Origin of the sequence: Streptomyces sp. NPDC059668, assembly GCF_042734135.1 — a bacterium.
Classification (GTDB): domain Bacteria; phylum Actinomycetota; class Actinomycetes; order Streptomycetales; family Streptomycetaceae; genus Streptomyces.
This window is the reverse complement of the sequence record NZ_JBHWEL010000007.1, coordinates 188,731-201,950: the sequence shown is the minus strand read 5'-3', so window position 1 is coordinate 201,950 and position 13,220 is coordinate 188,731. Positions and strand designations below refer to the sequence as shown.

The 13,220-nt window shown below is 75.0% G+C and carries 1 protein-coding gene; it reads right to left on the bottom strand.

From position 1 onward, the window contains the following. Window positions 1-12,780, bottom strand: a 12,780-nt coding sequence (locus ACFV2J_RS08740; protein WP_385437820.1) for an SDR family NAD(P)-dependent oxidoreductase, incomplete at its 3' end; no start/stop codon positions are given. Window positions 12,781-13,220 lie beyond the last annotated feature (440 nt).

The window sequence follows — 13,220 nt, the reverse complement described above, 5'->3', positions numbered from 1 at the left end:
CGACCCGCCGGCCCCCCCCGCCCCCCGTAACGACCCCGCCGGCGCGCGCCCGGCGGCGGGCGGGTCGCCGGCCGCGACCGCGCGCAGGCTCAGGAACTGCCGTGCCAGGTCGGCCGAGGTCGCCGCGTCCAGGATGTCGAGGTTGTGGTCGAGGCGGACGCGGCTCGCGTCCGGGGTCATGGTGATCATGAGGTCGAGGTCGGAGTAGCCCGTTCCGGCGGGGAGCACCTCCAGCCGTTCGAGGCGGCCCGCGGACGACCGTACGTAGTTGAAGTACACCTCCACCAAAGGCGCGTTGGCCCGGTGCAGGCCCTGTCCGGCGAGGGTCGGCAGCACGTCCGAGAACATGGCGCCCTGGGTGAGGACCCGGTCCAGGCGCGCGTCCGTGCGCCGCAGCACGTCCTCGATCCGGTCCCCCGCCCCGGCCTGAGCCGGGAACGGGACGGGGACCCCGAAGAAGCCCACCGCGTCGTACGCGTCGGCGTGGATCCGGGTGTCGACGGGTACGGCGAGCACGAAACGCTCCCGTTCCCGCGCCCTGGCCAGCAGCACGGTCAGGGTGCCCAGGCAGAACGCGGCGGGAGTGACGGCGAGCCGGCTCGAGGCCGCCGTCACCCGTTCCATGAGCCCGTCGGGTATCTCCACGGTCACGCTCCCCGCCCGGTACGTACGGGTCGCCGGACGGGGCCTCGCGAGGGTCAGGTCGAGGCGCGCGCAGCCGTGGAAGGCCTCGCGCCACTCCGCCGCGTCCACGTCCGCGTCCGCGCCGGGGGTGTCGCCGGTGCGCTGGGCCTCGGCCAAGAGGTCGATGTCGCGGTTGGTGACGGTGTCGCCGAGAAAGGTGCCGGACAGTTCGGCGTCGATCTCCCCCGCGACGAGCAGCAGCGACTGAAGATCGCTCACCGCGTGGTGCGCGCCGAACACGAGGTGTTGGCCGCCCTCACCCGCGTCCAGCAGCTCGAAGCGCCACAGCGGCGTGTCCGCCAGGTCGAACGGTGGCTCCAGCAGCTTGCGCAGCCGGTCGGCGGCGTCGACTCCGGCGTCGTCGTGCACGCTCGTCCAGCGCAGGAGCGGCGAGGCCGGATTCCTCTCCACACGTATCCGCCGGCTCCGACCGCCGCCGCCCGGCAGCGCCGTGCGCAGGGCCGCATGCCGTCCGGCGAGCCGGGTGAGGATGTCGGTGAGCGCTTCGCGGGTGGTCGGCGCGGTGAGCCGTACGGCCAGGCCGATGGCGTGCGCCGCGTCCGGCATGTCTGGCCGGGCGCTGCGCAGCAGCCGTACCATGTCGCGGGTCGCGGGCCGCAGTTCGCTCCCGGGGACCTCCGGTACGTGCTCGGGGCGCCGTTCCTCCTCCCGTGTCCGGGAGCCGCGTTCGGGCAGTGCCGCGCCGAGCGCCCGTGCGAGGCCCTGGATGTCGGAGGCCGCGAACACGGCGGTGGTGGGGAGTTCGGCGCCCAGTTCGCGCGCGAAGGCGTTGCGCAGCCGGACCAGCATGAGGGAGTCCAGGCCGAGTTCCTTGAGGGCGGTGGTCGCGGACGCGTCGACCGCACCGCCGGAGACCTGGCCGACCTTGGCCCGCACGTACGCTTCGAGCCGCGCGGCGCGGTCCCGGTCGGTGGTCGCCGCGAACACCCGCGCGACGAGGCCGTCCGTGTCCGCCGAGGCCGCCGTGGTGGTGATCAGGTCGCCCAGGATCGGACGGGTGCGGGCCGCGTCGGGGTCGAGCGCGAGGGCCTCCCGGTCCAGGGCGAGAGGGGCGAGTTGGCGGCGGGAGGTGGCGAGGACCCGCTCGAACAGGTCGCCGCCCTCTTGCGGGGAGAAGGCGATCAGACCCGACCGTCCGGTCTCGGCGGCCCGGGTCCCGGACCCGGCGACCATGCCCACCCCGGTCCAGGCGCCCCAGTCCAGGCTCAGCGCCCCGCGGTCGGTGTGGGACAGGTGGTGCGCCCAGGCGTCGAGGAAGGCGTTCGCCGCCGCGTACGGGCTCTGTCCGGCCGAGCCGAGCAGGCCGGCCACCGACGCAAAGAGAACGAACCGGTGCGCCTCCGGGACGAGTTCGGTGAGCAGGGCGGTGCCCAGGACCTTGGGTGCGAGCACACGCAGGACACGGTCGTCGGTCAGGGTGGCCAGGGTGGCGTCGTCGAGGACACCGGCGGCGTGGACGACCGCGGTGATCGGGCCGGCCGTCCGGCGTACGGCGTCCAGGGCGGCCGTCAGGCCGTCACGGTCGGCGACGTCCGCGCGGGCGAGACACACGGTGACACCGCGCGCTTCGAGCCCCGTGATCCAGCTCGCCGTGTCCGCGTCGGGCCGGCCGCGGCTCATCAGGGCCAGCCGGCGGGCACCCAGGCGGACCAGCCGCTCGGCTGCCACCCGGCCGAGGCCGCCGAGACCGCCCGTGATCAGGTGCACGCCGTCCGCGGTGATCCCGCCGTGCCCGCCGTCGTCGGGGCGGGTGCGGGTCAGCCTCGGTACCAGCCGGCCCGACTCCCGCAGCGCGACGAGCCGTTCGTCGTCCGCGTGGCGCAGCTGCGTCCACAGCGCGTCACCGCCGTCCGTGGCCGGCAGGTCGATCAGTGTGGTCAACAGTTCCGGATGCTCCTGCGCGACCGCCAGGCCGAAGCCCCAGGCGAGCGCCTGCTGGGGGTGGGTCACCTGGGTGCTGCCGCCGGCGGCCTGGCTGCCCCGTACGACCACGAACAGGCGCGGGGCGCGACCCCGCGGGTGGTCGGTGAGTGCCCGCACCAGGTGCAGGGTGACGAGGCAGCACCGGCGGGCCGCCTCCTCGGCCGTGGCGGCGTCCTCGATCCGGGGTGCGTCGAGCGCGGACAACTGGACGACGCGTGCGGGCGGTCCGTCGGCGAACGCCTCGTCGAGCAGTCGGGCGACCTGCTCCGGGTCGGCCGGATCGAGGACGTACCGGCCGGGGCCCTCGGTGCCGAACGTCTCGCCCGTGCGGGCGATCACGTGCGGTGTCGCGGTGGCGAGCAGCCGCTCCCTGAGCGCGTCCCCCACCCCGGTCCCGTCGGCCAGTACGAGCCAACCGCCCGGGCCGGCCGGCGCCTGTGCGTCCGGGCGTGACTGCCAGCGGGTCTCGAAGAGCGCACCGTCCGCGCGTGTGAGCGCGGTCAGGGCGAACTCTGTTGCCTCCAGGACCAGTTGGTCGTCCTCGTCCCAGAGCCTCAGATCCAGCAGCGCGGTGTCGCCCTCCACGGAGCGCAGTCGGCAGGTCACCCACGCGGGTGGGCCGCCCAGGCCGGTGAAGCGCAACCGCCCGACACCGGCGGGCACGAACGCCCGGTCCGAGGGCGCGTTCGCGGGCAGGGCCGCGGTGTGGAAGGCGGCGTCGAGCACGGCGGGGTGGACGGGATGCCCGGCGGCAGGACGCCGGGCGAGGCGGCCCACCGCTTCGGAGTCCGTGCGGTGGCCCTGTTCCAGGCCCCTGAACGCGGGGCCGTAGTCGATGCCGAGGGCGGTCAGTCCCGCGTAGACGGCCGGCAGGTCGGCCTCCTCATCGCACCGCTCGCGCAGCGCGGCCGGCTCCTCGCACGCGTGGGTGGCGGGTTCGGCGGCGCCGGTCAGGACGCGTCCGGTGACGTGCCGCTCCCACCGGGCGGGCCGTCCAGCGGCGGGAGCGGAGGAGATGGTGAAGTCCCGGGAGCCGTCCTCGGCCGGTTGCAGGACCAGTTGGACCCGTACGGGCCGGTCCGTGTCGAGCGCCAGGGGCCGCTCGAACCTCACGTCGGCAAGTCCGACGTGGCCGCCGTCCCGCGTCTCGCCGCCGTCCCCCACCGCCGCGGCGGCCTCCAGGGCCAGGTCGAGGAAGGCGGCGCCGGGCAGCCAGACCTCGCCGGCGACCCGGTGGTCGCCGAGGTAGGCGAAACGGCTGTCGCGCAGGTCGATCTCGTTCTGGAAGAGGTGCCGGTCCGGTGTGTCGCTGGCCTCGACGTGCGTTCCGAGGAGCGCTGAGCCACCGCCCGTCGCGGCGGCCGGGGCGGGTGCGAGCCAGTGGCGTTCGCGGGTGAAGGCGTACGTGGGCAGATCGACACGGTGGCCGCGGGGGAACAGCACCGGCCAGTCGGGCGTGTATCCGGCCTCGTACAACTCCGCGAGCCCGCGCAGCAGTACGTCCTGTCCGTCGCGCTGCCGGCTCAGCGAGCCGACGGCCACCGCGTCGATCCCCGCCTCGGCCGCCACCGCCTCGACGGACGCGGTGAGCGACGGGTGCGGGCTCAGCTCGACGAAGTAGCGGTAGCCGTCGTCCAGCATCCGCCGGATCGTGTCCGCGAAACGGACCGGGCGGGAGAGGTTCGCGTACCAGTGGTCGGCGTCCAGCCGGTCACCGAGCACGGGCGCGGCGGACACCGTCGAGTAGAACGGGGTCGGCGTACGGGTGCCGTCGATGCCGGTGAGCCGGTCGAGCAGGTCCTCGCGGACCGGGTCCATCAGCGGGGTGTGGGAGGCGAAGGGGGTCGACAGCCGTCGTACCGGGATGCCCCGCGCGTCGAGCTGCCGGCGCAGCCCGTCCAGCGCATCGGCGTCGCCGGACACGGCTGTGGAGGAGGCGCTGTTGACGGCGGCGACGAACAGCCGGCCCCGGTGGGGCGCGAGCAGCTCCTCGGTCTGTGTGAGCGGGAGTTCCAGGGACAGCATGCCGCCCAGTCCGACCAGCGGGGCGACCGCGGCGGCACGCCCGGTCACCACGGCCGCGGCGTCGTCCAGGGTGAGGGCACCCGCCGTGTACGCGGCGGCGATCTCGCCGAGGCTGTGCCCGACCACGGCGTCGGGGCGGACGCCGAGCGCCCGCCAGGCGGCGGCGAGGGCCGCGTTCAGCGCGAACAGCACCGGCTGGAGGAACTCCGTCCGGTCGAGCGGGGCGAACTCCTCCGGAGCGCGCAGCACGTTGAGGACCGACCAGCCGACGTGACGGTGCACCGCTTCGTCGATCCGGGACAGCTCCTCGCGGAAGGCCTCCGACTCGCCCGTCAACTCCGTTCCCATGCCCGCCCATTGACCGCCGTGCCCGGCGAGGACGAAGGCCACCTTGCCGGTCAGCCCCTCGGGGGACCCGGCCTGTGGTGTCCGTCCGCCCGCCAGTGCGTCGAGCCGGGCGCGCAGTTCGTCGCGGTCGCCCGCCACGATCCCCGCCCGGCGTTCGAAGTGGCCGCGGTGGCGCGCCAGGGTGTGGGCGACGTCCGGCAGGGACACGTCCGGTGTGAGGTACCGGGACAGCCGCGCGGCCTGCCCGCGTACGGCGGACCCGCTGCGCCCGGACAGCACGAACAGCCTCTGGCCGGAGCCGGTTTCGACGGCCTGCCGCTCCTCGCCCCGCGGGGCCTCCTCCACGACCAGGTGCGCGTTGGTTCCGCTGATCCCGAAGGCGCTCACACCGGCTCGCCGTACGCGCTCCGTCGTGGCCGGCCAGGGAACAGGCTCCCGCAGGACTCTCAATCCGCTGCCGTCCCAGTCGACATGACGACTCGGCGTGTCGGCGTGCAGGGTGCGCGGCAGTGAGTGGTGGCGCAGGGACTGGACGACCTTGATCAGCCCGAGTACGCCGGAAGCGGCCTGTGCGTGACCGATGTTGGACTTGAGGGAGCCGAGGTGCAGGGGCCGGTCCCGCGGGCGCGATCCGCCGAAGACCTCCGCCAGGGCGTTCGCCTCGATGGGGTCGCCGAGCGTCGTACCGGTGCCGTGTGCCTCGACGTGGTCGATGTCGGCGGGTTCCAGGCCGGACAGCTCCAGTGCCCGCCGTACCACCTGCTCCTGGGCTGGGCCGTTGGGAGCGGACAGTCCCTGGCTGCGGCCGTCCTGGTTGACCGCGGTGCCGCGCAGGACGGCGAGCACGTCGTCGCCGTCGCGGCGCGCGTCACCGAGCCGCTTCAGTACGACCATGCCCGCGCCCTCCGCCCATACGGCTCCGTCCGCGTCGTCGGAGAAGGAGCGGCACCGGCCGGTCGGGGAGAGCCCCCGCAGGCGGCTGAACTCGACGAAGGTCCCCGGGGTCACCATCAGGGTCACCCCGCCGGCGAGCGCGAGGTCGCACTCGCCCGACCGGAGCGCCTGCGCCGCGAGGTGCAGCGCCACCAGCGACGAGGAGCAGGCCGTGTCCACGGTCAGCGCGGGTCCGTTCAGACCCAGCGTGTACGCGAGCCGTCCCGAGGCCACGCTCAGTGCCGACCCGGTGCCGACGTACCCGTCCAGCTGATCGAGCCGGGAGCCCGCGAGGTAGTCGCTGCCGAACATGCCGACGTACACACCGGTGGGGCTGCCCGCCAGGTCGGCGGGGACGATCCCGGCGCGTTCCAGCGCCTCCCAGGCCGTCTCCAGCAGCACCCGCTGCTGCGGGTCCATGGCCGCCGCCTCCTTCGGGGTGATGCCGAAGAAGCCCGCGTCGAAGGAGTCCAGGTCGTCGAGGAATCCGCCCTCCCGGGCGTACGACTTGCCCAGGGCGTCCGGGTCGGGGTCGTACAGCGACCGCACGTCCCAGCGCGCCGGGGGGAACGGGCCGACCGCGTCGCGGCCCTCTGCCACGAGGTGCCACAGGCCCTCGGCGTCGTGCACACCGCCGGGCACTCTGCACGCCATGCCCACCAGGGCCAGCGGTTCGTCGACGGCAGGCTTGACGGCGCGCGCGGGCCCCCGGCCCGGCAGGCTCCGCGGGGCCCTCGGGCCCCTCGTGACGAGTGCGGTGGCCAGCAGGTGCGCGGTGAGCCGGGCCGCGGTGGGGTGGTCGAAGAGCAGCGTGGCGGGGAGCCGGACTCCGATCCGGGCGCCGATGCGGTTGCGCAGCTCCACCGCCGTCACCGAGTCCATGCCGAGTTCGCGCAACGGCCGGTCGGGCCGGACGGATTCCGCCGAGCGCAGGCCGAGCGCCCTGGCGGCCTCCTCGCGGACCAGGGCCAGGACACGGGTGGCGCGTTCGGCCTCCGGCAGCCGGGCCAGCCGTGCCGCCAGGCCTTCGCCCCCGTCCCGGTCGGCGTGCCGTGCGGGCAGCAGCGAACGCCACAGCGCCGTCGAGCGGCCGTCCGTGGCCGTCGTGGTCTCGCGCAGCCGGGGCAGGTCGAGGGACCAGGCGACGAGGTGCGGTGCGCCCCGGAGCAGGGCGAGTTCGACGAGTTCGCGGCCCTGGTCGGGGCCGAGGGTCCGGTGGCCGGCACGGGCCATCCGCTCCAGGTCGGCGTGTTCGGCGGCGAGGCCCTCGCCGGCCCAGGCGCCGAAGGAGACCGAGACGCCGGGCAGGCCCAGGGCGGTTCGGTGGTGGGCCAGTTGATCGAGGAAGACGTTGGCGGCCGCGTAGTTGGCCTGGCCCGGGGTGCCGAGGACACCGGCCGCCGAGGAGATCAGCAGGAACAGGTCGAGGGGCATGCCGGCGGTGAGCCGGTGCAGATGCGCGGCGCCGTCGACCTTGGGGCGCAGCACCCGCGCCAGGCGTTCGGGGGTCAGTTCGGCGATCACGCCGTCGTCCAGGACTCCGGCGCAGTGGACGACACCGCGCAGCGATGACCGCGCCGTCACACGGGCGAGTACACCGCCCAGTGCCTCGGCGTCGGCGACGTCGCACGCGGCGACCTCGATCTCGGCGCCGAGCACGGTCAGTTCGGCGACGGCCTCGGCCGCGCGAGGATCGTCCGCACCGCGACGGGACGTCAGAAGCAGTCGTGGGACGCCGTTTTCGGCGAGGAGCCGGGCGATGTGCCGGCCGACCGCGCCCAGGCCGCCGGTGATCAGCACCGTGCCGTCCGTGGGCACGGTTCCGGGACGCCCCACCAGGTCGAGGACGACGGGCTCGCCGGAACCGGTCCGCCGCCGTAGTGCCTCGCGCGCGCCGGTGACGGGCAGAGCCCGGGGGCGGGCCGGTCGGGTCGGGTCCGCCAGAGCCGTGCGCAGTGCCTCGGCCGGCTCTCCCGCGCCTTGGGCGTCACCGGCGGCGAAGGCCAGGGCCGCCGCGGTGGTGAAGGGCATGTCGTCCGGGACCAGCGCGAGCAGCCGTGCGTCGGCGACCGCCTCGGAGCCGGGCGGTGTCTCGGCCAGGGCGCAGACCCGCAGGCCGGGAGTCAGGTCCCCGGCGCCGGTGCCGGTACCGGTGCCGGTCTCGGTCAGCACACCGGCGCACGCGGTACGGGACCGCGCGCCGACGGGTTCGGGGACCGCGAGGGCGTGCACCTGGATCCTGACCTGGCCGGGGGCCAGGGCGTGGGACGCCACCGCGCGCAGGGCGGGGTCGGCCGGGAGTCCGGTCAGTTCGTACCGGTCCCCGGCCGGAATCCGCAGGGTGTCCGCCGCGCGGGCGCGTACCAGACGGGGGGCCAGCAAGGTGCCTACCCGGAGGGCGAGTTCGGGTTCTTCAGCGTGCGCGACGGCGGTGCGGAGGACCTCGTCGGCGGTGAGGTCGCCGGAGGGGCCGGAGCCGTCGAGGTCCAGCAGGGTCAGTCCGAGGTGCGGGTGTTCGGTCCGGGCGCTGCGGGCCATGCCCCACAGCACGGACTGGGCCAGCCCGGGCACGGTGTCTCCGGGACCGGTCGCGATCGCGCCCCGGGTCACCCAGACGGTCCGGGCGGGCAGCCGGTCCTCCGCGAGCGCCGAGAGCTCGCGCAGTTCGGCCAGCGCGGCGGCGGCCAACTCGTGGGCGGAGGCGGCCGGTTCCGCGTCGGCTGCCGGACGCGGCCAGAACCGTACGCGGATGTCCGCGTCCGTCTCCCGTATCTGGAGGCCTGCCGCCGCCAGGCCGCGTACGGCGGCGGCGACGTCGGGGTCCGAGCGGTCGCCGTGGACGGCCCACACGGCGCCCGGTGCTCCGGCGGGTTCTTCGGGCACGGCCGTCCACGCCACTTCGTACAGGTGACGGCCGTTCTCCGAGGCGCCGTTCAGGTCCGCCGGGTCGGCGGCCCGCAGCCGTACGTCCTCCAGCCGGCCCGCCGGGGAGCCGTCGTCGTCCCACAGCGTCACGTCGAGGGTGAGGTCCGTCCCGGAGCCGCCCGATCTGCGGACCAGGGCCGTGAGGTCGCCGGATCCGGTGGGCGGCAGGACGAGGCGGCCCACCGAGACCGGCAGCAGCACCCGTCCGTCGGACGCGCCGCCCGTGTCCAGCGCGGCGGCCACGTGCAGTGCCGCGTCGAGCAGCGCCGGGTGGACGGGGTAGGCGTCGGTCCTGTCCCGGAGCACGGTGGGCGGGGAGAGCCGGGCCAGCAGCTCGCCGTCGACGGTGGTCGTGACCGCCGACCGGACTCCCTGGAAGGCCGGGCCGTAGCCGAGGCCGAGGGTGTTCAGCCGCTCGTAGGTCTCCGTGCTCCAGACGGAGTCGGCGGCCTCCGGCCACACCGGCGGGCGGGTGGGCGGTGCCGGGACGGGGCCGGCCGCCGAAGCGGTCGCGTGCAGGGTCCAGTCGTGGTCCCGCCGGCCGCGCGGGCGACCGTGCACGGTGATCTCCGGGGCGGGGCCCGCGGTGACCACCTCGACGGACACCTCGACCGTGCCGGACTCCGGCAGGACGAGGGGCGCGAGCAGGAGCAGGTCGGTCACGTCGCCGGGAACGTCCGGGCCGGCCACGGCCAGGGCGGCGCGGCACAGCTCCATCAGGGTGGTGCCCGACACCACGGTTCGTCCGAACACGGTGTGGTCGGGGAGCCAGTCGGCGGTGGCCGGGGACCATTCGGCGCGGAAGGTCCAGCGGGTCTCGTCGGCGGACTGAAGCTGGATGCCGAGCAGCGGGTGTGCGGCCCGGTCGAGGAGCCCGGGGACTCCGGCGGCGGGCTCGGGGTCGATCCAGTAGGACCGCTCGTCCCAGGCGTACGTGGGCAGTTCGGCCGTCTCCGCGTCGGGCACCAGGCGGCGCCAGTCGACCGGCCGTCCGTGGACGTGGAGTTCGGCGGCGGCCCGGTCCAGACAGGCGGGCCCGTCCTCGTCGCGGCGCAGCGATCCGACGGCGGCCAGGTCCTCGTGGCCGGCGTCCTCGGCGACCGTGAGCAGGGCGGTGAGGAGGGAGGGGTGGGGGCTGAGTTCGACGAAGGAGCGGTAGCCGTCGGCCAGCATGCGCTCCACGGTGGGCGCGAAGCGGACCGGTTCGCGCAGGTTCGTGTACCAGTAGCCGGCTTCGAGTTCCTCGGTGACCGGTTCGCCGGTGACCGTGGAGTACCAGGCGACGGGGGCAGGAGAGGTGGTGACGCCGTCGAGTTCGTCGAGGATCGTGGTGCGGAGCGGCTCGACCCGGGCGCTGTGGGAGGCGTAGTCGACGTCGAGACGGCGGATGAACACCTGCTGCCGGTCGAGGTCGGCGAGCAGGGATTCGAGCGGTTGCGCGTCACCGGCGATCACCGTCGAACGTCCGCTGTTCACGGCGGCGACGCAGACCCGGCCGTCCAGCCCGGCGAGGTGGGCCTCGACCTCGGTGTGCGGCAGCGCGACGACGGCCATGGTGCCGGTGCCGGACAGCGCGGTCAGGGCCTGGCTGCGCAGGGCGACCACCGCCGCCGCGTCGTTGAGGCTGAGCGCGCCCGCCACACAGGCCGCGGCGACCTCGCCCTGACTGTGCCCGATCACCGCGTCCGGTCGTACGCCGCGAGCGCGCCACACCGCGGCCAGGGAGACCATCACCGCGAACAGGACCGGCTGGACGACGTCCACCCGCTCCATGGACGGGGCACCCTCGTCGCCCCGCAGGACGGCCGCCACCGACCAGTCGGTGAACGGGCGCAGGGCCGCGTCGCACCGGTCGAGTTCGTCGGCGAACACCGGTGACGCGTCCAGCAGTTCGCGGGCCATGCCGGACCACTGGGCACCCTGGCCGGGGAAGACGAACGCCAGCTTGCCCGGCGGACCCGGCTGCCGGGGACCCACGAGGAGCCCGGTGTCGGGCTGTTCCGCGGCGAGTGCGCGCAGGGCGTCGAGCAACTCGTCGCGGTCGGCGGCCCGGACGACGGCGCGGTGTTCGAAGTGCGTGCGGTGGTGGGCGAGGGTCGCGGCCACGGCGGGCAGCGCCATGGCCGGGCGCGCGTCGAGCGCGTCGAGCAGGCGGCCGGCCTGTCCCCGTAGGGCCGGGAGGGTACGGGCGGACAGGGGGAAGAGCGTTGCGGCGGGTATCGTGCCGGGCTCCGCGGCGTCCTCTCGCGGCGCGGGAGCGGCACTCGCGGTCCCGGACCGTCGTGGCTCGTCCCCCGGCGCCTCCTCCAGGATCACGTGCGCGTTGGTGCCGCTGATCCCGAACGCGCTCACTCCGGCCCGCCGCACGCGGTCCCCGCGTCGTGGCCAGGCTCCGGCGACGCTGTGCACAAGCAGTCCGCCGCCGGCCCAGTCGACGTGCTCGGTCGGGGTCTCGGCGTGCAGGGACGCGGGGAGCAGTTCGTGACCGAGGGACAGGACGGTCTTGATGACGCCGCCGATGCCCGCCGCGGCCTGGGTGTGACCGATGTTGGACTTCAGGGAGCCCACCCCGAGGGGCCGGTCCGCCGGGCGTCCCGGCCCGAACACGGCGGCGAGCGCCTGGCCTTCGACGGGGTCACCGAGCCGCGTACCGGTACCGTGCGCCTCGACGTGGTCCAGGTCCTCCGGCCGGAGTCCGGCGTCCTCCAGCGCCGCGCGCAACACCCGTTCCTGTGCGAGGCCGTTGGGAGCGCTGAGGCCCTGGCTTCGGCCGTCCTGGTTGACCGCCGAGCCCTTGACGACCGCGAGGACCCGGTCGCCGTCCCGGCGCGCGTCCGCGAGCCGTTTGAGCAGCACCAGACCGCAGCCCTCGGCCCACACCACCCCGTCCGCCTCCGTGGAGAACGGGCTGCACCGCCCGGTCGGCGACAGTCCGCGCAGTCTGCTGAACTCGACGTGCCCGCGCGGTGTCACGAGGAGCGTGGCGCCCCCCGCCAGCGCGAGGTCGCACTCACCGCTCGCCAGCGCCCGCGCCGCCAGATGCAGGGCGACCAGGGAGGACGAGCAGGCGGTGTCGACGGTCACGGCCGGACCCTGCAGACCGAGGCTGTACGCGATGCGCCCGGACGCCACGCTGGACGCCGTGCCGGTGCCCACGTGCCCGTCGAGCTGGTCCAGGGCGGCCGAGGCGAGGTAGCCGCTGTCGTACAGGCCGACGTAGACGCCCGTGGCACTGCCGTTCAGTGTCTCCGGGACGATCCCGGCGCGTTCGAACGTCTCCCAGCCGGTCCGCAGCAGGAGCCGCTGCTGCGGGTCCATGGCCGCGGCCTCGCGCGCCGAGATGCCGAAGAAGGGCGCGTCGAAGCGGTCGATGCCGGTCAGGAAGCCGCCGCGCAGGGTGTACGCCTTGCCCGTGGCCTCCGGGTCGGGGTCCAGGAGCGCGTGGGTGTCCCAACGGCCGGCGGGCACCTCCCCGACGGCGTCACCGCCCTCGGCCAGCAGCCGCCACAGGGCCTCGGGGTCGTCCGCGCCGCCCGGGTACCGGCAGGCCATGGAGATGATCGCGACGTCGTCCTCCGCCCGTACGGAGGCGCCGGCCCGGGCCGTGACCGGAGTCCGGACCGGACCGGCCGTCATGGCGGGCCCTTCGCCGAGGACCGTCGCCGCGATCGCCGCGATCGTGGGGTGGTTGAAGACGAGGGAAGGCTCCAGGGGCCGGCCGAGCCGTTCGGACAGGTCCGCCGCCAGTGTCACCAACTGTCGTGATCCCAGACCGAATTCCGCGATCGGACGCTCGGGGGCGACGGCCGACGGGGCGATCCCCGCGGCCTCGGCGACGGCCGACGTCAGCCACGCCCGTACGTCCTCGGAGGTCGTCGCGGGCGGCTCGGGGAACTGCTTCGGGGACTCGTTCGCAGGCATCTGGGCAGGTGTCCTCGTGAACTCGGGCTCAGGTGGATGGCGTACGGCCGCCACGGCGGAGCGCACGGTGTACGGCTGTGGCCGCCGACGTACTGCGGACGGCAGACGGCAGACGGCAGACGGCAGACGGCAGACGGCGAACTCGACGGGTTCCTGGCGGGATTCGGGGCGTATCCGTTTCGGGGCATGGGCGTCTCGGGGGGTACGCGTGAAGCACGGCGGCACGTGCGGTGGGTCCGTCCGTACGATCGGCGCACGTGTCCAAGCCTCGGCCGGGGTACACCCCGTAGCCACGGCCGGTGCACGCTCCGAAGCCACGGCCGTGGCAGGCCCCGAAGCGGCGGCCCGCGCACGGCGGAGCGACCCGGCGGAGCAGCCCCGCGGACGTCCCGTGACCGCCGTGGTACCCGCCGACTGCGCGCGCGGGCGCGCTGTCGGCG